This window comes from Brevibacillus sp. JNUCC-41 (assembly GCF_014844095.1).
In the GTDB taxonomy this organism is placed as follows: Bacteria; Bacillota; Bacilli; order Bacillales; family DSM-1321; genus Peribacillus; species Peribacillus aracenensis.
Window position 1 is genome coordinate 3,865,324 of the sequence record NZ_CP062163.1, and the last position, 22,989, is coordinate 3,888,312.

At 39.5% G+C, this 22,989-nt stretch carries 19 protein-coding genes and 5 pseudogenes; 15 read left to right on the forward strand and 9 right to left on the reverse strand.

All coding sequences use genetic code 11. The annotated features are described in order from the left end of the window. The first annotated feature begins 403 nt into the window (after nucleotides 1-403). Nucleotides 404-823 (forward strand): VOC family protein, encoded by a 420-nt coding sequence (locus JNUCC41_RS18860; RefSeq protein ID WP_192204317.1) that lies wholly within the window; start codon nucleotides 404-406, stop codon nucleotides 821-823. A gap of 334 nt (nucleotides 824-1,157) precedes the next feature. Here JNUCC41_RS18860 and JNUCC41_RS18865 read toward each other — a convergent pair whose 3' ends face one another. Then, nucleotides 1,158-1,424: a ribbon-helix-helix domain-containing protein gene (locus tag JNUCC41_RS18865; RefSeq protein WP_192204318.1), complete on the reverse strand. Its 267-nt coding sequence runs from the start codon at nucleotides 1,422-1,424 to the stop codon at nucleotides 1,158-1,160. 358 nt (nucleotides 1,425-1,782) lie between these two features. On the opposite strand from JNUCC41_RS18865, the pseudogene JNUCC41_RS18870 reads away from it, so the two are divergent. Together JNUCC41_RS18870 and JNUCC41_RS18875 are read left to right on the forward strand one after the other, a co-directional pair. Further along, nucleotides 1,783-1,923 (forward strand): annotated as a pseudogene (locus tag JNUCC41_RS18870) (PTS lactose/cellobiose transporter subunit IIA); the annotation flags it as partial. Nucleotides 1,924-2,101: 178 nt separating this feature from the next. Further along, entirely contained in the window at nucleotides 2,102-3,004 is a 903-nt protein-coding gene (locus tag JNUCC41_RS18875; protein ID WP_192204319.1) for an aldo/keto reductase, read from the forward strand. A gap of 548 nt (nucleotides 3,005-3,552) precedes the next feature. Here the strand turns inward: JNUCC41_RS18875 and ftsZ are convergent. Beyond that, nucleotides 3,553-4,503 (reverse strand): annotated as a pseudogene (gene ftsZ / locus JNUCC41_RS18880) (cell division protein FtsZ); the annotation flags it as partial. A gap of 586 nt (nucleotides 4,504-5,089) precedes the next feature. Between ftsZ and JNUCC41_RS18885 the strand changes: the two are divergent. After that, nucleotides 5,090-6,376, forward strand: coding sequence for a M14 family zinc carboxypeptidase (locus JNUCC41_RS18885; RefSeq protein WP_192204321.1), 1,287 nt, complete (start codon nucleotides 5,090-5,092; stop codon nucleotides 6,374-6,376). A 498-nt stretch (nucleotides 6,377-6,874) separates the two neighbouring features. On the opposite strand, the pseudogene JNUCC41_RS26840 reads toward JNUCC41_RS18885, so the two are convergent. Beyond that, a pseudogene (locus JNUCC41_RS26840) lies at nucleotides 6,875-6,995 on the reverse strand (succinyl-CoA--3-ketoacid-CoA transferase); the annotation flags it as partial. Nucleotides 6,996-7,473: 478 nt separating this feature from the next. Here JNUCC41_RS26840 and JNUCC41_RS18890 point away from each other — a divergent pair. From JNUCC41_RS18890 to JNUCC41_RS18910, 5 genes are all read left to right on the forward strand, one after another. After that, nucleotides 7,474-8,067, forward strand: a complete 594-nt coding sequence (locus tag JNUCC41_RS18890; protein WP_192204322.1) for a nucleotidyltransferase family protein — start codon at nucleotides 7,474-7,476, stop codon at nucleotides 8,065-8,067. Between the two features lie 128 nt (nucleotides 8,068-8,195). Further along, the gene (locus tag JNUCC41_RS18895) at nucleotides 8,196-10,355 is read left to right on the forward strand and encodes a xanthine dehydrogenase family protein molybdopterin-binding subunit (protein WP_192204323.1); all 2,160 of its coding nucleotides are present in this window, start codon (nucleotides 8,196-8,198) and stop codon (nucleotides 10,353-10,355) included. Next, nucleotides 10,352-10,819 (forward strand): (2Fe-2S)-binding protein, encoded by a 468-nt coding sequence (locus JNUCC41_RS18900; protein ID WP_192204324.1) that lies wholly within the window; start codon nucleotides 10,352-10,354, stop codon nucleotides 10,817-10,819. The genes JNUCC41_RS18895 and JNUCC41_RS18900 overlap by 4 nt, the downstream gene beginning before the upstream one ends. After that, nucleotides 10,813-11,679: an FAD binding domain-containing protein gene (locus JNUCC41_RS18905; protein ID WP_192204325.1), complete on the forward strand. Its 867-nt coding sequence runs from the start codon at nucleotides 10,813-10,815 to the stop codon at nucleotides 11,677-11,679. The genes JNUCC41_RS18900 and JNUCC41_RS18905 overlap by 7 nt, the downstream gene beginning before the upstream one ends. Nucleotides 11,680-11,705: 26 nt before the next feature. Beyond that, a complete protein-coding gene (locus JNUCC41_RS18910; protein ID WP_192204326.1) occupies nucleotides 11,706-12,500 on the forward strand; it encodes an XdhC family protein in 795 nt (264 codons plus the stop codon). A 352-nt stretch (nucleotides 12,501-12,852) separates the two neighbouring features. Here JNUCC41_RS18910 and JNUCC41_RS18915 read toward each other — a convergent pair. Further along, nucleotides 12,853-12,945 (reverse strand): annotated as a pseudogene (locus tag JNUCC41_RS18915) (IS6 family transposase); the annotation flags it as partial. Nucleotides 12,946-13,042: 97 nt separating this feature from the next. Between JNUCC41_RS18915 and JNUCC41_RS18920 the strand changes: the two are divergent. Next, the gene (locus JNUCC41_RS18920) at nucleotides 13,043-14,155 is read left to right on the forward strand and encodes a DNA alkylation repair protein (protein ID WP_192204327.1); all 1,113 of its coding nucleotides are present in this window, start codon (nucleotides 13,043-13,045) and stop codon (nucleotides 14,153-14,155) included. 141 nt (nucleotides 14,156-14,296) lie between these two features. Here JNUCC41_RS18920 and JNUCC41_RS18925 read toward each other — a convergent pair whose 3' ends face one another. Together JNUCC41_RS18925 and JNUCC41_RS18930 are read right to left on the reverse strand one after the other, a co-directional pair. After that, nucleotides 14,297-14,851, reverse strand: a complete 555-nt coding sequence (locus tag JNUCC41_RS18925; RefSeq protein ID WP_192204328.1) for an HPP family protein — start codon at nucleotides 14,849-14,851, stop codon at nucleotides 14,297-14,299. A gap of 121 nt (nucleotides 14,852-14,972) precedes the next feature. Continuing rightward, nucleotides 14,973-15,557 carry a CGNR zinc finger domain-containing protein gene (locus tag JNUCC41_RS18930; RefSeq protein WP_192204329.1) on the reverse strand — a complete coding sequence of 195 codons (585 nt, stop codon included), beginning with the start codon at nucleotides 15,555-15,557 and terminating at the stop codon, nucleotides 14,973-14,975. A gap of 366 nt (nucleotides 15,558-15,923) precedes the next feature. Between JNUCC41_RS18930 and treP the strand changes: the two genes are divergently transcribed. From treP to JNUCC41_RS18950, 4 genes and pseudogenes are all read left to right on the forward strand, one after another. Then, the gene (gene treP / locus JNUCC41_RS18935) at nucleotides 15,924-17,375 is read left to right on the forward strand and encodes a PTS system trehalose-specific EIIBC component (protein WP_192204330.1); all 1,452 of its coding nucleotides are present in this window, start codon (nucleotides 15,924-15,926) and stop codon (nucleotides 17,373-17,375) included. A gap of 80 nt (nucleotides 17,376-17,455) precedes the next feature. Further along, nucleotides 17,456-19,126, forward strand: coding sequence for an alpha,alpha-phosphotrehalase (treC, locus tag JNUCC41_RS18940; protein ID WP_192204331.1), 1,671 nt, complete (start codon nucleotides 17,456-17,458; stop codon nucleotides 19,124-19,126). A gap of 30 nt (nucleotides 19,127-19,156) precedes the next feature. Beyond that, nucleotides 19,157-19,870, forward strand: a complete 714-nt coding sequence (gene treR, locus JNUCC41_RS18945; RefSeq protein ID WP_192204332.1) for a trehalose operon repressor — start codon at nucleotides 19,157-19,159, stop codon at nucleotides 19,868-19,870. Between the two features lie 175 nt (nucleotides 19,871-20,045). After that, nucleotides 20,046-20,243 (forward strand): annotated as a pseudogene (locus JNUCC41_RS18950) (IS1595 family transposase); the annotation flags it as partial. Nucleotides 20,244-20,277: 34 nt separating this feature from the next. Here JNUCC41_RS18950 and JNUCC41_RS18955 read toward each other — a convergent pair. The 3 genes from JNUCC41_RS18955 to JNUCC41_RS18965 all read right to left on the reverse strand — a co-directional run bounded on the left by JNUCC41_RS18955 (nucleotide 20,278) and on the right by JNUCC41_RS18965 (nucleotide 21,343). Beyond that, entirely contained in the window at nucleotides 20,278-20,502 is a 225-nt protein-coding gene (locus JNUCC41_RS18955) for a hypothetical protein (protein ID WP_192204333.1), read from the reverse strand. A 141-nt stretch (nucleotides 20,503-20,643) separates the two neighbouring features. Then, entirely contained in the window at nucleotides 20,644-20,991 is a 348-nt protein-coding gene (locus tag JNUCC41_RS18960) for a DMT family transporter (protein WP_192204334.1), read from the reverse strand. A gap of 25 nt (nucleotides 20,992-21,016) precedes the next feature. Beyond that, entirely contained in the window at nucleotides 21,017-21,343 is a 327-nt protein-coding gene (locus JNUCC41_RS18965) for a DMT family transporter (protein WP_286182152.1), read from the reverse strand. Between the two features lie 264 nt (nucleotides 21,344-21,607). Between JNUCC41_RS18965 and dnaN the strand changes: the two genes are divergently transcribed. Further along, nucleotides 21,608-22,738, forward strand: coding sequence for a DNA polymerase III subunit beta (dnaN, locus tag JNUCC41_RS18970; protein ID WP_192204335.1), 1,131 nt, complete (start codon nucleotides 21,608-21,610; stop codon nucleotides 22,736-22,738). Nucleotides 22,739-22,989 lie beyond the last annotated feature (251 nt).

Below are 22,989 nucleotides of genomic sequence, written 5' to 3' on the forward strand. Positions count from 1 at the left end.
ACTTGGATGCCAACCCTACTAGGAGTAACAACACATAATTAAAGGGATTCAATCACAGTCAGACCTTCCTGCTTAACATAGAAAATTGTGCCGGAAAGTAACCTAATCAGGACCAATACGAATAGGACCTGGAAGTTCTTCAATTTAAATGCGGAACATAGCGCTTTTAGAAAACGTTTCAAGGTGAGGATAAATGAAATCATTGATAATTTCTTTTCCTTTCGGTTTCATTCCATTTTAAGTAAAGTGAATTAGTATATCCTGATATCGAGCTTGATCAATTAATCATTCTACTATACAGGAATTCCTTTTAGATTGACAAAAAAAGGTATTGATTTTAATCTGGTATGAACTAAAAGCGTTGGTAACCAATAGAGGGTAAAAGTAAAGAAGGAGGTCAATCATGAAACCACGTATTACTGTCATAACATTAGGTGTGGATGATTTGGAAAATTCGTTGAAATTCTATCGGGATGGCCTGGGATTTCAAACAGAAGGAATAGTGGGCAAAGAATTTGAGCATGGAGCCGTTGCTTTTTTCAACCTGCAAGAAGGCTTAAAGCTTGCCATATGGAATCGCAGGGATATAGCTCATGAGGCCAAGGTTCCTCTATCTCCGGCAAGTCCTACTGAATTTACCCTTGGTCACAATGTAGGTAGTAAAGAGGAAGTGGATATTGTGTTGGAAAAGGCAAAAAAAGCTGGCGCGATCGTAACCGATCCGGCACATGACACTTTCTGGGGAGGATACTCCGCACACTTTCAAGACCCTGATGGACACCTTTGGGAAGTGGTTTGGAATCCGCAGTGGGACATCATTTAGATCCATTTCAAGTTGATCTCGCAGGATAGAAACATGTTTAGAAAGTATCCTCACCACCTCAAGTTTTAATATTTCTAAAAAGACTCTAGGCAAAAGGATTCTATCTAAAGGTTAAAACCAAGTTGATTGGAACGGGTGTTCGAGACTCCTGCGGGAACAGCGTGTCTACGGGAGACCCCACGGGCGAAAGCCGAGGAGGCTCCCGGACCGCCCGCGGAAAGCGAGTGCCTGGAGTGGAAAGCAACGTCCAAATTGTACAAGCCATAAAAAACTGTAGACAAACTCGGTTTTCATCGAGTTTGTCTACAGTATGAAAAAACACTTTACCTTGGGGTTAAGTGCTTGTTTTTTTATTAATGAATTCTCTACTTTTTGCAATCATTTCTTTATTCTTTTCAATTGCTTCGTTATTACTGTATTTAACCTGACTAACAGTCTCACAATCTTCCATGTATTCAAGCAACAAATCTACAGCTTTATCCATCAGTCTTTCGATGGGGATATTTTTTTCTTCAGCCAGTTTAGTGAGTCTATTATTCAAGTACGGATTGAGGGTAATGTTTATTGGTTTTCTCGTTTCAGAATTAATAAGTTGTTCCACCTACAGTCTTTTTATCTATCATATACCTTTAATTGAAGTTAAACAAATATGTGTAGGGAAATGTATATAGGCTTGTACAGAATTGAAGAGGCAGGGAGCTTTCATTTTGCCGTTCTAGGTGAAGCAAGGATTTTACACTTCTATGATATAAAAGTTTGTAACACAAACCATATTTTCAATAAAATTGTTGGTATAATCAATATAACGTTATAATATTTACTTATTAGAATTGTTTGTTTTTTCAGGCTCTTATTCAAAAGGGGGAAAGGTTATTGCTCCAATTAATTTCAAAATAACATACTATTAAAAGAGATGTTAATATGGCGAAAACGAAAGAGGACCTTCATTATCATTTCAATTAATTCTTCATAGCGGGAATGCCCGCAGCTGTGCGATGGAAGCCACCGCCTTGCAAAAACAAGGTAAATCAGGCGATGCCCAGGATAAATTAAAGGAAGCGGAACATGAGTTTGTTGCTGCGCATAAAATCCATTCATGAACCTAAGCAATGGTATTTAAGTCACCCAAGATTAGGATTCTCCGGAATTTTAAATTATACTAATGTTCATGGCACTAGCAAATGATGCTGATATAAATTAACGAAGGATAAACATGATGGATAACAGAACAAACAACTGATTAACAAGATTATTCACGGTATAAAAGGGGAGAAAAACATGCAAAGAGTCAATCTAACTGAAGATTTTAGTCTTTCACGCATTGTTCACGGTATGTGGAGGTTGGCAGATTGGAGATTTTCTACAGATGAAATCCTATCTCTTATTGAACATGGAATGGATCGGGGCATCACTACATATGATCACGCCGATATATATGGCAGCTATACGTGTGAGGAGATTTTTGGGAAAGCACTTTCATTAAAGCCATCTTTACGCGATAAGATGGAGATCGTTACGAAATGTGGCATAGTTCTTAAATCCGAAAACCGTCCTTCTCATAAAAGTCACCATTATGACACTAGTAAAACCCATATAATAAAGTCTGTTGAACAATCTCTTATGAATCTTAAAACGGATTATATTGATTTATTGCTTATCCATCGTCCGGATCCCCTGATGGACCCGGCGGAAACAGCTGAGGCATTTAATCAATTAAAAGAATCAGGAAAGGTCCGTAACTTTGGCGTATCGAACTTCAAAAAACAGCAATGGGATATGCTTCAATCTTATCTTGAATATCCCCTTGTGACGAATCAACTGGAACTTTCCGCATATAATCTTGAAAACTTCGAGGACGGAACCGTTAACCTATGTCAACAAGCGGGCGTGGCTCCTATGGCTTGGTCCCCTCTTGCAGGAGGAAGCATCTTTGAGGAATCGAATGAAAAGGCTGCCCGATTAAGAAAAACGTTAGAAATCGTAAAAGAAGAAATCGGTGCTAACGGAATAGATGAAGTGATGTATGCATGGCTATTGAGACATCCTACAAAAATCATTCCGATCGTTGGATCGGGTAAGAAAGAACGGCTGGACAGCGCCATTGATTCACTAAACCTAAGCATGGAAAAAGAGCAATGGTTCAATATTTTAACTAGCTCGATGGGACATGATATCCCGTAATGAATTATACCGTTGAACAAGAAACCTTGCCGTCATTATTGGGGACCTCCGTGAAGAGGTCCCCATTCTTAAATTGCAAACAATGACGAGATGGACTTTCACTTTTCAGACCATGGTTTTTTGGTGAATTTTTTAAGTGCTAATAAGATTCTGCCATATAATAAAAATACTTTTCATTTTCAAAGTGAAACAACATGAAAATCGGGGTAATAGGCTCAAAGGATTTTTTTGGAATCCATATCAACCCATTTTCCGATGTTTCCTGAGGTACAATTCATTTCCTTTCAATATGAAATACCGGAAGAAAGCAGTCTATTAATAGAAAATGCGGGAAAACAAACCAATCTAGTACTGTTTTCAAGTTCCATACCTTATTTATGTCCCATTTTCTGGAGTTTCTGATGATTCTTGCTCCATACCTTCTATTTGACTTTCACTAACAGTGGTCTTGGTGAATTATAATAATCGTATTTTGCATCAAAACTCTTGTGACAGTCGTTTTTCCATTTCTGTTATTGAAGGGCGGGCAGACATTTTCAATGATGAACCTCCGGATCATTCAAGCCAGTAGCAATGATAATTACTATAATTTCATCTTTTAAGTTTTCATTAATAACAGAACCGAAAATCATATTTAACTCGGAGTCTGCCTCAGAAGTAACAATGTTTGCTGCCTCTTGTACTTCATAAAGACTTATATTGGCGCCTGTGAGTTTCATTAACACACCTTGGGCTCCGTCGATGGAAGTGTTAAGTAACGGACTGGAAATGGCTTTCTTTGCAGCTTCCGTAGCGCGATGTTTACCTGTTGCTCTGCCAATGCCTATTAAGGCAGATCCTTTATTGGACATGATTGTTTTCACGTCTGCAAAATCAATGTTGATTAAACCTGGTACAGCAATTAAATCCGATATACCTTGGATACTTTGGCGAATAACATTATCCGCTTCAATAAATGCATCAAGCATGGGTGTATTTTTATGTAAAATCTCCAATAAGCGATCATTTGGAATAACAATTAATGTGTCCACTGCTTTCTTCATTGAGGCGATTCCGTCTGCTGCTTGTGTTGCACGCTTATTGCCCTCAAACGCAAACGGAAGTGTTACAACGCCAATGGTTAGTATATCAAGCTCACGGGCAATTTGAGCAATAGCAGGGGCAGCACCCGTTCCTATACCGCCGCCCATTCCGGCTGTAACGAGTACCATGTCTGTACCTTTTAATGCTTCTTGGATTTGCTCTTTGCTTTCTTTAACCGCTTGTTTACCTACTTCTGGATTTGCCCCTGATCCTAAACCTTTTGTCAATGTTGCACCGATTTGTATCTTGACCTCTGCTTTTGATAAATTAAGTGCTTGTGCATCTGTATTTACAGCTATAAATTCTACACCTTTAACTCCATGCTCGATCATACGGTTAACGGCGTTATTTCCTCCGCCGCCAATACCAATTACTTTAATATTGACTGATGAGTTTACACTTGTAACAAACTCCATTTTATAGGACCTCCTAGTTCATTGAAATTACTTGTTTCAAACTATTCAAATAAATAGCGGAAATACTCATTCATTTTATTCGAAATGTTTTATCTTTCTTATATTTAGATTTAGTTAAAGAAAAAGGCATTGTCGTTAGAAGTCCCGTAAAGGAGACTCCTAACGACAATGCCTTTCATTGAACCCTTCCATTCTTTGCTAAAGGTGGGTGGGTTCGATATCCTAAAAAGGTAATCTTTGTTTTTATTCTAAGGTAATTCCTCTTTTATATCAATATATATACATTATTACAAGCAAATACGTATCTATGAAGATGGCTCTGATACTTTCCGCTTAAATACATTTTCCTTTTCCATACTGACCACTTCCATTTTTAAGAGTACTAATATCAGTGTGTCCAAGATTTAGAGACTACCAGAGGAGAAAGAAGAAAAGCGGAACTTTGACAACTCTCTTCACCAGAACAAAATACCCTTTTATCTTCAATTCGAGATTGAATTTTCATAATTTTCAAATATGTTATTTCGTAAATAGTCAGAATATGCTAATATTTGTCTTGTTATATAGATATAAGGGGGAGAAAAGATTGAAGAAAAAAGCATTAAAGTACATTCTCACTAGTGGTATTTTGGCTTCCACTCTTGTAGGAACCACAGCTTTTGCTGAGCCTGTCACGACTCCAAATGGTCCTTGGGTACAGGATGGACAGAACCTTTCCTTATCAGGTCTGATGTCAAATGAGCAATTGGAAAGCAAATTAAAGCAGATCGAAAAGGCAGCAAAAGGGAAGATGGGGCTTGAGCAATTTGGAACATCCAACGATGGGTACCCACTATATGTAGCGAAATTTGGTGACAATGATCCAAAGAAGAAGAGGGTCCTTGTTTATACTCAAATTCACGGAAATGAGCCGCTCGGCACAGAAGCAATTGTTGAGTTAATGCAGCAGCTATCATCGGGCAGTAAAGAAGTAAATGATATTTTGGATGAGGTGAGTGTTTGGTTTGTGCCACGTTTAAATCCTGATGGAACAGCGAACCAATACGAGGGCAAACCATTTCCAACCAGGTATTCTCATCAAACATGGAATCCAAAAGAATTAGGCCTTCCAGCTGATACAAAAGCACCTTGGTATTACAATGCAGAAGGAAGCGAGAGAGCCCAAAACAATGATGGAAGCGTGGTTTACGGGATCCCTGGTTTCGACTTAAATCGTGATTTCCATCCGAATTATGATTTTGACATAATGGAAGAGATTAAAAAGGATCCACAGAAAGTGGCAGAAGTGTTAAACAATAGTGCCACAAATAATGGAGCAAACGCATCACTTGTCTTTTCACCGGAAACACGTGCACTTACAGAATTGACCCAAGAACTAAATCCTGATGTTGCCATTGACATTCATCACCGAGGCTTTAACCGCTTGTCAGAAGAGGACAGCCGTTCAGTTTCCATCCAGCTGCTTGCCCAATTTACAACCAAGCCTTATATAGACCCGTTCAGCGGGAAGAACTATGTGTTAGACGAGGATGTCCTTACCTTGAGCAAAAAAGTCAATGCCGTCGCTTATGAGTCGTTGCAGCTCGGAAACTCCTCTTTCGGCGCGATTCAAAAATATCCGACCGTGAACTACCCAGGCTCTGGGCTTGGGTCCATCCAGTTAAATGGCACAGCCACGATGTTAATTGAAATAAAGGGACAAACCCAAACGCTCGGTCAGAAGCAAAACGGAATGCTTAAAAAAACAGCAAAGGTTCCAGTCATAGCGGTTCTTAACGGATTAGCAGACGGTTCCCTTGAAAACGCCGATCCTGCTGTTTATGATGCCATCCCAAGCACTGCCCTAGGAGTAAGCCCTGGGAATAAACATTAATTTTATCGGTTGTTGTGAAGCAGTTGATTTTTAAAGGAAGTACCATAATAGGAGAGTTATCCATAGTGATTAACTCTCCTATTTGTTGTTTTAAATAGATTGTAGGGCTCTAGAGATTTGGGGGATACAGAGGCTCATTAAATTTTTGTTACATCTAAAATTCTATTAATTGTGGTATTGAGTCGGTGCCTGTCACGCCTTGGATATGCATTTGAAAAAAGAAGTGGAGAAGATTTATGCCGATTCCATGTCCATCGAGATCACCTGCCAAAATAAGGATATTTGTTTCATTTTCATTTTTAAAAGTTTCCTGCTTGTTTTTGAGGGGGCATGAAAATTTCTACTATATTGGTTTTTGTGTGTACCTCTTCTTCTCTAATTCAAGGCTACCTAAATCTATTATTTTCATAATATGGATTAATGATGTGCTCCGCACCACTGTCATCGATTTGACCGTCATTAAAAAACAATTTTTTCTTCCGTATCAAAGGTGTTTTAGGGTCCAATTCCAAGCAGTCCATTTTTTAAATTGAAGGACCTCTTGTATATTTTCTTCTATAAAGTTTGCAACAAGGGTAGGCATAACAATTCCAAGGTTAACATAGCTCCCTGATTGAATTTCTTATTCCGCTCTTTTTGATAATTTCTCCTTCTCCCTAATGTCTAGCTCTTTATCTACATGGATACTCATCTAATCACCCAATTAATTGAGTTGTGCTTCTTTCAATTCGATTTTCTTTTTTCCTTTTTCCTTGAATTACTCGTTGTACATAAATCCCAGATGAGTGGACATGTCCAGGGGCAACTTGGATTATAATCTTGAGTTGGGGAATTTAGCTTACAGAAGAGTCGAAGGACTAAGTATGTAATTAAATGAGCGTTTAAAAAACCTCATTTAGAAGCGTACACTAAAAGCGTACCATAAGTAATATAATGAGGCTTTTACGCATATAAAGAAAAAACGCTATCCAGATTCTTTAATTAAAATTCATAGCATAAACAATCAATGATCTCTTAATAGTCCATACCGCAAATCCTTACTCCGCTTGTGCTTTTATTGTGAGAATTAAGAAAAAGATAGGTAGAAGGTGACAAACATGGAAGCAATCGTCCTAGCTGCTGGATATTCCAGCCGAGCGAATGCATTTAAAATGACTTTGCCGATGGGGCAAATGAGCGTGTTGGAGCAAACGATTTCTAAATTTGAAGGATTATGCAGCAGGGTCATTGTCGTAGCTGGGTTTCAAGCGGAAATCATCCAAGAGGAAATTGCCAAAATCATCAGTAAAAATGCCTATTCATTTCAGATCAAGTTTGTTTATAATGAAAACTTTAACCAGGGAATGTTTCATTCAATTCAAAAGGGCTGCAACGAAGTAAATGCCCCAACCTTCTTTATAACACCTGGAGATTGTCCGCTTGTTAAAAAAGAGACTGTTCAGCTACTAGCAAAACACAAAGGAAACGTGGTTATTCCCAGCTTTGACTATAAAGGTGGCCACCCCATTAAATTATCAAGCGAAGTGAAACAGAAAATTCTCGAAACCAATCCAGATAGTAACTTGCGTGTCGTCCTTGGTGGTTACGAAAAGCAATACTTGAATGTAGAAGATGTGGGAGTATTAATGGATGTTGATACACCGGAGGATTACCAAAAAGCCATGATTATGATAAGCGAAGTAAAAATATAATTAAAAACTAGAAAAATCTTGAATAGAAATGAATCATAAAAGATCATTCTCATTGATAAAATCATAGGAAGAGGTTTCTATTCAAGAATATGTCCCAATAAAAAATTGAGTCGAAGGGTGTTGTTGCAATGAATCTCAAAGACATAAGCACCTCAGTGCCCAAAAAGGACCATAAAGGTAAAGTATCGGGCCAGTTGCCCTATATTAGTGACGTGAAATTGGAAAATATGGTTTACGGTGTTTTGTATCGATCGCCAATTGCTTATGGAAAAGTCATATCCATTCAATTACCTAACCTTCCGGAAGGGTATGAAGCTGTTGGAGCAGAGCATATCCCCGGACCGAATTATGTCAAAATTATCAAAGAAGATCAGCCCATTTTTGCCAATGAGTGGGTCAATTATATTGGTGAGCCGATTCTCATGCTCACGGGCAAAGACCTGGATATCCTGTACAGTTTGTTAAATGAAGTGGAGATTGAATTTGAAGAACATCAGGCTATCTATACATTGGACGAAGCGATCAAGCAAAAATCGGTATCCTTAGTTTTGGCAAGCTATGAATTTGGGGAAAGCTTAGAGAACATTTCAGCTATCGAGCAGGGAGCCCATCAAATCATCGAAGAAGAATATGATACGGGTTATCAGGAGCATGTCTATCTTGAGCCGCAAGGAATGCTCGCCGTTTATAAGGATGATGAAATTGTCGTCCAGGGATCGATGCAATGTCTTTATTATATAAAAAATGCTTTGCTAAGCGCATTAGCCTGTGGTGACGATGAAGTTAGAGTTGTTCAAAGTCCTACCGGCGGAGGTTTTGGCGGCAAAGAAGATTATCCTTCGATGATGGCTTGTCACGTAGCCGTTGCCGCAAGAGCAGTCAAAAAATCGGTAATGCTCGTGTTCGACCGTTCTGAGGATATGCTGGTTACGACGAAAAGACATCCGGCCAAACTTAAATATCGAACGGCCCTTGATAAGGAAGGAAATATTTTGAGCATGTGTGTTGACATCTTTCTCGATGGAGGGGCAAATGTGGGATTGAGCTCTGTCGTACTGCAGCGCGCATTAATAAACGGTGCCGGTGTTTATAAAATTCCGCATTTTCATGCAAAAGGCTATGTCTTAAAAACCAATACCGTTCCGAACGGCGCCTTCAGAGGCTTTGGTGCTCCACAAAGCTTTGCCGGAATCGAAAGTCATATTGGACATCTTAGTAAACTGGCAAAAATCGACCCGCTTGAATATAAACGAAAATACCTCGTCAAACAAGGAGACCCCACCATCACCAAAGGTAAATTCCGCGACCCGATATTAGTGGAAGAAATGATTGAGGACGTACTTAACGTGTCAGAATACAAAAAGAAAAAAGAAGACTTTCAGCGCTTAAATCAACAAAATCAGCGCTATAAAAAAGGCATAGGAACTTCGTTGTTCCTCCACGGCTGTGGATTTACAGGCAGTGGCGAAAGAGATCATATTAAAGCAACGGTGAAGCTGGTTAAATCAAAGGACGACCAGGTATCACTAAAAATCTCAAACTCTGATATGGGACAAGGTATTTTGACGACGTTGTGTAAAATTGTCGCCAAAGAACTTAACCTCCCGTTCGAAGATATTTTGTACCCTTATCCCGACACAAAACAGGTTCCCGACTCGGGTCCGACCGTAGCTTCCAGGACTACGATGATTGTCGGAAAATTGCTTGAACGAGCCGCAAAAAAACTTAAGGATCATTGGCAAACAGGGGTGGAACAGGAAGTAGTTGAGCACTATGTTCACCGTGAAATGATTCCTTGGGACGAGAAAACCTTCACTGGAGATGCCTACCCGGCTTATTCATGGGGCGTTAATATCGTTGAAGTAGAAGTTGATACGTTAACAGGAAATATAAAGTTAGAAAAAGTATACGGCAATTATGAAGTTGGGAAGGTCATCGATGAACGGATTATGAAAGGCCAAATTGACGGTGGTTTGGCTCAAGGGCTAGCATACGGTTATCTAGAAAAGATGACGTCAAAGCAAGGTAGAATCCAACAAAAAAGCATATCGGATTATGGACCGCCGACTTCAATGGATGTTGTTTCAATTGAAAGCAAGGTCTTTAATAACCCCTATGCTGATGGTCCATACGGGGCGAAGGGCGCAGGTGAATTGACTTTAATCGGAGGCGCACCAGCAGTCCAATCTGCGATAGAGGATGCCCTGCAAACTTCTTTTCAGCAAATTCCGATTACACCGGAAGTCATTATTGAAAGTCTTTGGATGAAAGAAGGTGAAGAGGGTTGATTAAATTCACACTAAATGGAAGAACGGTAGAAACTGACGCCCCTGCTACAGCAAGATTACTAGATTTATTAAGAGATGAGTTTGATTTAATCGGAACAAAGGAAGGCTGTGGTGAAGGGGAGTGCGGAGCCTGCAGTGTTTTTGTGAATAACCTTCTGCAAAACAGCTGCCTTATTCCAATTGGGTCGATTGCTGGTGCCGATATTCATACGATCGAAGGCATCACTGAAACGGAACAATTTAAAATTTTAGATGAGAGCTATTCCATCGCCGGGGGAGTGCAATGCGGGTATTGCATTCCAGGGATGATTATGGCCAGTGCAGCTTTGTTATCTAAAAATCCTCATCCTTCAGAGGCTGAAATTCGTGAAGGCATCTCCGGAAATCTGTGCCGATGTACGGGCTACAATATGATTGTTGAGGGAATTAACCTAGCAGCTAAAAAAGGTGATGGCTTATGGTAGAGAAAATAACAGCGAATCGCTTCGAGAGTTTAGACGAAACGTTGAGCCAATTGAATAGAGAAGATTGTTCAATCATAGCCGGGGGCACCGATGTTATGGTCCTTCACAAAAGTAGAAGGGGAGTACCTCCGAAAATCCCTAAACCGATTGTTTTTATTAATCATCTTTCCGAATTAAAGCAGGTGTATCAACATCATAAGGATCTCCACATCGGGGCCTGCTGTACCTATAGTGAATTACTTGAAAATCCTTTGATTCCTTTTGCTTTAAAGAATGCAATTAAAACAATTGCTGCCCCGGCAATTAGAAACCGGGGAACATTAGGCGGTAATATTTGCAACGCCTCTCCTGCCGGTGACATGCTTCCTTTATTATATGTATACAATGCAAAGCTTCTGTTGCGCTCTGTAAATGGTGATCGCATGGTTGCGATTAGCGATTTTATTCAAGGTCCACGACGGGTTGAACGCTTTCACAATGAAATAGTAACGGAGATTATCCTGCCGTACGTATTAGAAGATTCACATGTCGTTTTCGAGAAAGTCGGCAACCGCAACGCAGATGCCATTGCGAAGGTATCGTTTGCGGGTTTCGTCCGGATAAGCAAAGATCGAATCGATGACATTCGATTTGCCTTCGGGGCGGTCGGACCTACGATGGTTCGTTCCATTGATATTGAGAAGAAGCTAGTTGGAAAAACGATTCCATTGGCCGAAGCAGACATCGCTGCGATTGTGGCAGCCTTCGATAAGATCATTAGACCAATCGACGATCAACGCTCCACTGCGGCTTACAGAAAAACCGTTGCGTTACATCTTTTACGTTATTTTCTTAGCATGAAGCAATATCAACCGAATTAATGTTTAAAAATAGGGGGGAGCTTTTCATGCTGCTGATGGAAAAAGTGTCCATGCTGACGTGTCAAAACGAAACCTTTGCTTTAGCCATGATTATTGAATCAAAGGGCTCGACTCCCAGGCATGTTGGAAAAATGATTGTCTACCGTGATGGTACCATTGAAGGGACTGTCGGTGGGGGCTTGGCTGAACACTATGTGATCGAAGACAGTGTAAAGGCGATCCAAAATGGCCAATCGAAAATCGTTGAATATAAATTGAATAAACATGCAAAAGACGGAATTCAGATGAATTGTGGCGGCACGTTACGGGTCTTTATTGAAGTCTATACAAGCAGGCCTGAACTCATTCTGGCTGGGGCCGGTCATTTAGGCCATGCGTTGGCAAAGCTCGCAGATTTTCTCGAATATCCTTATTGCATTGTCGATGATCGCGTTGATTATTGTACGAAGGAACGCTTTCCTAATGCGACAAACCTTTTTGTGAACGAGGATATTGGAAAGGCTTTGCTCGCAGCCAATCTAAATGAAAAGTCATATGTGGTAATTGTTACAAAAGATTGTGATGATACTGTATTAAAAACGGCACTGCAATTTCCGATTGCATATGCTGGGATGGTAGCCAGTAAACGCAAGGTCATAAGCATATTTGAAAAGTTAAAAAGTGAAGGGGTCACGCAAGAACAGTTGGAGCAGGTCCATTCTCCAATCGGATTGGAAATTGGCTCGGAAACATCAGAAGAAATTGCCATCAGTATTATCGGACAAATCATCAAAGTAAGCAAGGAAAAAAAGCCTGTAAAAGTGAAACAATTAAATAGATAAGTAGAAAGGTATAACACCTGAGGCAGATAAAGCTAAAATCAAAATGTCTAATAGACAATGGGGTCAGTCCCCGCTGTATTAAAGTATTAACTCAGTGGGACTGACCTTTTTTCTTAGATAAAAGCTAGAAGCTGGCTCTTGCTCTTCAGAGTGGGCTTTTTGTCGTTTTAATTAATTCATTAATATGGTAGGAATATTTTACTTTATATGCTACTACTATCATACTATACACAAAGGAAAATTTCGGGAGGGATTTTGTATGGGGATATTAGATGGACTTATGGGAAACGGATTCTGGTGCAAAGATTACATCCATGGGAAAGAGGCATATAGATTCCTATAGAATCAGCTCTTATGCATCCAAATAGTGATGAATGAACTTCACTTGATTTTGGACAGACTTGTTCTGTAAAGTAAGCTGTCCTTTTTTAGTGATATGCATCGCTCTACAGATGAGAGTACATAATTAAGTTGAAATGATAGCTGATAGGTAATGCAAGTATCCAAAAGCTAATTTAACCTGAAGAAAAGAAGTGAAAAAAATGGCTGAACCCTTAAAGGATTTATATAATGAAACGTTCATTCGTGAATTCAGTGAAAAAGTAAGAGGCGTGTATCTGTCCTTTTCTACTGAATCGTTCATTGGAGAAGTTATGGATGAGCATTGGGACGAAAGAAAGTTAAAAGAACGGATTAGGCACATTTCCATTACTCTTGGAAAGCATCTTCCAAGTGATTATCAAGAGGCTTTGGATATTTTGTATCGACTTGATAAGGATTGCGAAGGGTTTAGATATTTATTTTTCCCGGACTTTGTCGAGGTACATGGATTGAATAAGAAAGATTGGCCTATATCGCTAGATGCGTTGGAGCGTTTTACTGCAAGGTCATCCTCCGAATTTGCCATCCGTGCTTTTATCTTGCGTGATCCCGTTTTAATGATCGAGAAGATGAAGGAATGGACCAATCATGGTGATGAGCATGTCCGCAGGCTGGCAAGTGAAGGATGCCGGCCAAGGTTACCATGGGGGCAAGCTTTACCGATGTTCAAATCCGATCCGGCACCGGTCTTGGAAGTACTAGAGAACCTGAAAAACGACCCGTCCCTATATGTTCGCAAAAGTGTGGCCAATAACTTGAATGATATTGCCAAAGATCATCCTAAAACCGTAATAGAAACTGCCAAGCGCTGGCATGAAAGCGGAGAGCCCAATACGATTTGGATTGTCCGACGGGGATGCAGGACTCTAGTTCGTCAAGGAGATCCAGAAGTCCTTTCATTATTTGGATACACGGATGTATTGAATGATCCGAATATCATTACAAACGCATTTATAAGAAATGAAGCTGACTCGATTTATATCGGGGAAACCAGTGAACTTCATTTCGGGTTTCAAGTGCATGCGGAGAAGACAGCGAAACTTCGCATTGAGTATGCCATCGATTTCGTAAAAGCCAATCAGAAAACGTCCCGGAAAATTTTCCTTTTGGCAGATAGGGATTTCTCGGATGGTGAAAGAGTTGAAAGAGTGAGGATTCACAATTGGAAAGACCTGACGACCCGTCGACATTATATGGGAATCCATCGAATAACACTCCTTGTGAACGGAGTGGAGGTTGCAAAAACGCATATCAAACTAAACGCTGAAGGATAACGGAAATTAAAAAGTATGGGAGTCCTTGATTAGTTACAGGAGTACCAGCACTTATAACTAACAAAAACGAGGAGTCGAGAGTTCCTCGTTTTTAATTCTTTCATGAAAGTGAAACATTGCAAGTAACACATTTAAAATCAATCAAATCCAAAAAGTTGGATAGCTCCGATTGCTGCGCAAATTATTAATGAACAATGCCAGTAAAACGATTATCACGGAACCAATTAACACAGGCGTAAATAAATAGCTCCAGCTATAATGACCTAGCATAACAACAAGTGGGTCTGCCCCTGCTGGCGGGTGCGTCGTTTTTGTCAGCATCATGACGGCAATTGCTAATCCCACAGCCAAGCCAATCGCCCAAGGCTCATCGCCAAAAAAATGATAGGAGGCTAAACCAACGAATGTTGATACGAAATGGCCGCCAATAATATTTCGTGGCTGTGATAACGGCGCGTTCCATAAACCGAAAGCCAGTACACAGCTGGCACCAAATGGAGCCATTAACCACACTGCTGAAGTTATTTTTGTTAAAAGAATTAAAGCGAATATCGTTGAAAATCCCCCAATCAGTCCCGTTATTGCGTCCTTTACATTTATCTGTAAAGGGCTTCTTCCTTTTCCCTTCATCTTCGTTAAATAACGTAGGTGAAAAAAGCGTTTTTCTTTATTCCTCGCTACTGCAATACGGTCCAATATTATCACTCCTTTTTTATATAATTAGATTTTATACGAATCAAACTAACCTGTCAAAACCATTTTAATGGTTAGTTTGAGATTTCATAAAAAAAGCCAACTTATATAATAAGTTGGGACTTCATTCATCATCAGATTTTCGGTGTTGAAATCGGGCAACCTTTTTTCTATTCCCGCATATTTTCATTGAACACCACTTGCGTCTTCCGCTTTCATCGATAAATAACAGGACGCAATCATCATTCGAGCATCGCTTTAGTGATGACAGCTTATTTTCTTCGATTAATGTTAATGTGTTAAAAGCAATATAAGATAGCAGGATATCTTCCGCTTCTCCAACAGGTATGGGAACAAGTTTTTGATCCATTAATTTATAAGTAAAAGGTGATTTTTCGATTTTATTTTCTAAAAAAACGATAAACTCATCAGGAATCATATTTCCATCTGCTATTAACTCAAATTGTTTTCTTAAAATAGTACGCATTTCTAAAATGCCTACAAATACCTGCTGAATTCTCTCTTTAATTTTCAAGAATAGCTGATTATCCCAATATGAGTGTTTCCCTTTTATTACAGCAAGCCAGTCCAACACATCCCGTTCTGAAAGTAATAAGTCTTGCCGTTGACCTCGACTGACTAGTTCCGTGTTCACTAAGTCCAGAGAAAGATTACCTGATATAAGTGGAAATTTATTAGTTTCAGACATATGTTCATCACTCATTTCTCTGTTAAATGCTAACCTTTAAAATGTTGATTTAGAGGTTATGTCAACATTATACCCTATTTCGGGGTTTTTCAGCTAGTTATTCATGTTAAGAACCCCATAGCCAATCATCTTACATGAGAGATTGTTGATAGATACGGCGATAACATGAATCGTGTTATCAACCACCCATAATAGCAATAACAGTATAGTAAATGAAATCACATGATAATCAATCCTATTAAAGTGAGGGAAAAAGCTCTTGACATAACCTGTACGTACAGGATAATATGAAAGCGTATACAGAACCTATACGTACAGGTTATAAAAACAACTATATTTTGCTTTCTAGGGAAAGGAAGTAGTGAAATGGGTAAATACACAGAACCAGCAACGGATTTGCTTCAACATGTCGGAGGGAAAGAGAATATTGCTACGGTTACGCATTGTGCGACAAGAATGCGTTTTGCTTTGAAAGATCCCTCCAAAGCGGATGTAACGAATATCGAATCGATTAAGCTTGTGAAAGGAACGTTTACACAAGCTGGCCAGTTCCAGGTCATAATCGGGAACGAAGTATCATCGTTTTATAATGAATTCGTTTCCATAGCTGGACTTCAGGAAGCGTCAAAAGAAGATGTGAAAAATGCAGCTAAACAGAATATGAGCTGGCTGCAGCGTATGATTGCCCATCTTGCGGATATTTTCACCCCGCTGATTCCTGCCATTGTCGTTGGCGGACTCATTCTTGGATTCCGCAATATCATCGGCGATATTAAAATGTTCGATGATAGCACAAAGACCCTTGTGGATATTTCCCAATTTTGGGCAGGGGTCCATGCCTTCCTTTGGCTGATAGGTGAAGCTATTTTTCATTTTCTTCCTGTTGGCATTACATGGTCGATCTCGAAGAAAATGGGCACGACTCAAATTCTCGGCATCGTCCTTGGTTTGACCCTGGTTTCCCCACAACTTCTTAATGCATATGCAGTGGCAAACACAAAGGCAAGTGACATACCTTTTTGGGATTTCGGTTTTGCCCAGGTCGACATGATCGGATATCAGGCTCAAGTCATCCCAGCGATACTTGCAGGGTTCGTCTTGGCATATTTAGAACGGTACTTGAGAGATAAAGTGCATAATTCCATTTCCATGATCGTCGTTCCATTTTTCGCTTTACTTCCAACTGTTATCATTGCCCACACCATTTTGGGGCCTTTAGGCTGGAAAATAGGTTCTGTCATTTCTACTGTTGTATATTCAGGATTGAATTCATCAGTTGGCTGGCTATTTGCTGCAGTTTTCGGCTTTGCCTACGCACCGCTTGTCATCACGGGACTGCATCACATGACAAATGCAATCGATCTTCAGCTCATGAGTGAACTTGGCGGTACGAACCTATGGCCGATGATCGCATTATCCAATATTGCACAAGGAACGGCAGTGCTTGCAATGATTTACATCAACAGAAAGGACCAGGAGGAAAGACAAGTTTCCATCCCCGCTACGATTTCATGTTATCTAGGTGTAACCGAGCCAGCCATGTTCGGGATTAACCTGAAATACGGCTTTCCGTTCTTAGCCGGTATGATCGGTTCACTTTTCGCGGGCATCGTTTCAGTCGGATCAGGAGTAATGGCAAATTCCATCGGTGTTGGGGGGATCCCGGGTATTCTATCCATCCAGCCACAGCACATGGGAATGTTTGCACTCGCGATGTTGGTTGCTTTCGTTGTGCCATTCATTTTGACTATTGTATTCTCCAAACGTCCTAAAATGAATTTGAAAACAAGAACGAAAACAACGAAATTAAATGCTTAATAACGTGGAGGGGGAGCATTCTCCCTCTTTTTTACCATACTGGCAAAAGAGACATCAGGGATAGCAGAGGAGGAATCATAATGAAGGATTTTAAAAAAAGTACCATCTATCAAATTTATCCGAAGTCATTTAAGGATTCGAACGGTGACGGCATCGGGGACATAAATGGTGTTATTGAAAAACTTGATTATCTGAATGAACTGGGAGTGGATTATATTTGGCTGACCCCTTTTTATCGTTCCCCTCAGAATGATAATGGATATGATGTAGCGGATTATACATCCATTGATCCTGTTTTCGGGACGATGGATGATTTCGAAAGATTGGTGAAGGAAGCTAATTCGCGGGATATCCAAATCATGTTGGATATGGTATTCAACCATACATCAACAGAGCATGAATGGTTCCAAAAAGCATTGTCTGGAGATAAAGAATATAAGGACTATTATATTTTCAAGAAATCGAAAGATGGAGAGCCCCCTACCAATTGGATTTCGAAATTCGGGGGCCCTGCATGGGAATATGTAGCGGAACATGATGAATACTACCTTCACTTGTTCGATCGGACCCAAGCTGATCTTAACTGGGAAAATCCCAGAGTAAGGCAGGAAATCTTCAATGTAGTTAACTTCTGGATGGATAAAGGTGTCAAAGGCTTCCGTTTGGATGTGATCAATCTTATTTCGAAACCTGACTTCTATGAAAATGACGATGATGGAGATGGACGCTGCTTTTATACAGATGGTCCCAAAATTCATCAATTCCTTAAAGAGATGCATGAAGAAACATTTGGGAAGGATGTAGAGGTGATGACTGTAGGGGAAATGTCATCGACGACCATTGACCATTGCATCAAATATTCATCTCCAGTTGAAAAGGAGCTGTCCATGGTATTCAGTTTCCATCATCTAAAGGTGGATTATAAAGATGGGGAAAAGTGGTCACTGGCAGATTTTGACTTCAGGCAGTTAAAGGAGATCCTAAGCAGCTGGCAGTATGGGATGCAAGAAGGAAATGGATGGAATGCCCTGTTCTGGTGCAACCATGACCAGCCGAGGATCGTATCCAGGTTTGGGAATGATCAAGAGTATCATAAGGAATCTGCCAAGATGCTGGCAACAGCCATTCATATGCTTAGGGGAACCCCTTATATTTATCAAGGGGAGGAAATAGGAATGACCAACCCGAAATTCAATGATATTGGTCAATATCGGGATGTGGAATCGATTAATTATTATAATATTTTAAAAGAGGCAGGCAAGAATGAAAAGGATATAATCGAAATTCTTCAGGCTAAATCCCGTGATAATTCTCGAACTCCCATGCAGTGGGAAGATACGGAGCACGTAGGCTTTACAAAAGTGACGCCATGGATTTCAGTGCCTGAAAATTCTAAGGTAATAAACGCTGAACACGCATTGAAGGAACGGGATTCCATTTTTCATCATTACCAAAAACTTATATTCTTACGCAAGAAACATGATATCATTGCATATGGGGATTACCAGGAAATTCTTGGCGACCATGACCAATTGTTCGCATATGTTCGCAGTTATAAAGATGAGAAACTTTTGGTCATCAATAACTTTTATGCAAAAGAAGCGTCCTTCAAGATTCCAAAAGATATGGTCCTATTTGGATACAACTCAGAGCTCTTGCTCTCAAACTATATCGATTCGAAAGAACTTGCAGGTGATTTTATCCTTCGTCCCTATGAATCGGTTGCCTATTTGTTGAAAAAGGACAAGTAGCAGACAAGAAAAATATATTGTGGTGATGAAATGAACAGCAAATATCTATCGCTATATAGTGATATCGTTTCAAAAATTGAAGAAGGAACCTTTCCGACAAATTCAAAGCTTCCTTCCGAAAGCAGCTTCATGGAAGAGTATGGCATATCCAGGGATACTGTGAGAAAGTCATTACAGTTGCTTGAACAAAATGGATATATCCATAAAATCAAAGGCAAGGGTTCATTTGTCTTGGATTTCAGCAAATTTAATTTTCCTGTAGCAGGGTTGATTTCCTATAAAGAAATGGTGGAAAAGTTGAATTTGCATTCCAGAACGATCATCCATAAGTTGGAGCTTGAGACTCCTGACGCAAACATGTCAAAGCTTCTGGACTTAACGGATGGTGGTAAAGTATGGAAAGTGTTTCGGGCACGGCAAATCAACGGCAAGAAAATCATACTGGATAAAGACTATTTCAAAAGCGAGTTCGTAACCAACCTGACGAAGGAAATTTGTGAGGATTCGATTTATGGATATATTGAAAAGGGACTCGGACTCCAGATCGGTTTTTCCAATAAGGAAATTACCGTGGAGCCATGCAGTGAAGAAGATAGACAATTATTGGACATTGAAGACTTCGATATGGTGGCAGTTGTGAAAAGTACGGTCCATTTAATCGATGGAAGCTTGTTTCAGTATAGTGAATCCAGGCATAGACCCGATAAATTCAAGTTCACGGACTTTGCACGAAGAACTTGGTGAATGCGAAAGGTAATTGATGAATGGCAGGCTAGAGATGAAATGAAAAAACAATTAGATTGCCAAGGGAAATGCTGCAGAATTATATGGAAGAGATGGAATGATTCATGAAAGGTCAGCTCCATTCAAAAAGAGAAGGTCGCCGTGGCGGCCTTTTTGACTGCTGTTCAATGTATCCCAGCACGTAAATGGCTGCCACAAACGTTTGTAAATGCAGATGGACCGTTTTTCAAGGAGTGGCCACTAAGTACATTGATAATTACCTTTTCTGGCACCAATTTCTTAGTTGAATAAAAAAGTGCCTTTTCAAGAACGCCTAAAAGATTTGTTTCTTACACCCTGTAAACGAGTATATTTTTCAACCGCTCCAAGTTAAGAGCGTAAAAAACGTGGCATTATCAACCAAGTTTTTATCGGAACTTGTAACTATAAATCTTTTCTGCAAAAAAGCATACAATCAAACCGATAATTAATGGAACCAACGAACCAGCTGAAATGAAGAAGCCGTTTCCGTTCTCTGTATATTCGTGATGGAACATTAACCAAGGAATAGTAAACATATTACCAACCAGATAAAGCATTCCTGTCGTCAATACAAATGAACCAAAGGTAACTATGAAGCTCTTTAATTTCATCTAAACACCTCCTAATTAGATATTAACAGACCTTTCAGTTATTTCTAATATTATACAATTCATTTTTCTGGTAGCAACAATCTTTTAGAAAAGAGCCTTTTATTTTTAAACGAACGGGGGGAGAGGAGGATCATCAAACCATTAGTTTGACGATCCTTCTGCTTGTTTGGGAGTATGGGAAGCATTTAGTAACACCACTCCACCAATGATTAATACTAAGCCACCTAATGTAGTGATACTAAATGGCTCACTCCATAATAGTACGCCAATTAATGCAGTTAAAGCTGTGCCTATTCCTGACCAAATGGCATAAGCTAAGCTTAACGGAATTGTTTTAAGACATATAGATAAGCTATAAAATGCAATTCCAAATCCTATTATAACCCCAAGTGAAGCGAATAAATGCGTGAATCCTTCAGACAACTTAAGCATGGTCGTACCAAAGACTTCGCTTAAGATGGATATTCCTAAAGCCATGTATCCTTTCATACTATCACCTCCGATTACTAAATTGTTAATTGCCTCCACTTGAGAGCTTCAAAACCACCACTCCTCCAATGATCAGGACTAAACCTAAAAATTTTTTCACGTTAAAGCTTTCTTTATAAACGATAACTCCTACTAAAGCAGTTAAAGCTGTGCCTATTCCAGACCAAATGGCATAAGCCGTTCCTAGCGGTATGGTTATTAATGATAACGATAGGCAATAAAAAGCCAAACCCATTCCAATTACCACACCTATGGAAGGGAATAACCTTTTAAACCCGTTTGATATTTTTAACATCGAACTGCCAAACACTTCACTTAGGATGGCTATTGCCAAAAATGCATAAGGATTCAAGATGAACTCCTCCTAAATATTGATCTATTTTTTCAATCACTTCCCCAAGAATCTTATCATCTAAAGGACTCATATAAAACTAATACTGCCTATAGTCAGTTTCATATTTACTGTCATTGCAGTACACGCTCAATATTAGGCTGAAGGTGATGCAATAAGCCGCTTCTTCGGACCTGACGGCAACATATAAGTAGGGCGAACAGGAATTTTCAGGAATTTTGTCGAATTATTCCTTTAACGATTATATTGGGGTGAACTTATTTCATGGAATTTATAATAAACAAAGAATGCTTTAATAAGGCGATTACAGATGTCAGCCATGCCGTTTCCATAAAAACACATATTCCCATTTTATCAGGAATAAAGATAGTGGCTAATAGCGATTGCTTAACCCTTCTTGGCGGTAATTCCGATATTGTCATTGAAAAAAACATTCCTTTAACGATTGACGGTGTAATGAAATTGGAGGTTTTTAAAAAGGGCACGGTTGTATTATCGGCAAAATATTTAAGTGAAATCGTTAAAAAATCACCTGATGTCATTCATGTAAAGATGAACGAAAATCAATCGGTTACAATCCAATCAAATGAAATAGTAACAAACCTAAATGGGTTACATTCCGGGGAATATCCAAATCTTCCTCAAGTGGAGGAAGCTGGTTATTTTAATATCCCAAGTGTTGAATTATTGGAAATCATAAAACAAACAGTGTTTGCCGTTTCTAAAAGCGGTGTAAGACCTGCTTTGACAGGAGTCAATTTGTCAATCAAGGATAACAAGCTTTCTTGTGTTGCAACAAATTCCCATCGTTTAGCGTTAAGAGAACTTCCGTTAGAATCGAAGGTGAATGGGTCATTCACCGTTCCAAGTAAATGCCTTAATGAATTAACCAAGTTAATTAATAATGAAGCAGGTATCATACATATTTTCATCACAAAAAGTTATATCGTCTTTAAAGCAAATACTATCTCACTGTATTCAAGGCTGATTGAAGGTAATTACCCGAATGTATCAGGATTGCTGCCCCAAGATTTGAAAACGATCATCACCATGGATACCAATGCACTATTAAAGGGTATTGATAGGGCCTGCCTTTTTGCAAGTGAATGGAGAAATAACAATGTTCATTTAGAAATCTTGGATAATAGTAAGCTAAGGATATCTTCTAATTCATCGGAATTAGGGAAGATAGAAGAAACGCAAAGCATCAAGGCAATCAGAGGTGATGCGGGGTTAAGTATATCACTGGATGGAAGTTTTTTATTGGATGCCTTAAAAGCGATAAAAGAAAAAGAGGTAAAGCTAAGTTTTGGTGGTCCAATGAAACCTATCTTAATCGAGCCAAGCGATAATTCCTCCTATCTTCATCTAATTTCACCAGTGAGAACATACTAAAGCGGAAAGACTGTAGGAAAAGAATAACAGGGGTGAATCGCCAACCGGTAACATCGGATTAATGAAATGACTTAAGACCCCAAAAAAGTCGGATTTATCCTTACTGAGTTTATTGATGTGAAATGAAGCCATGCGCAATTCCATTTCATCCATGGCGATTTGTACAAGTGACTTGAGAATATCCTACTCTGCTTCTGTAATCGCACGCGCCTTATAATCAATGATGCACATCTAGGTAACAGAATTCTTTT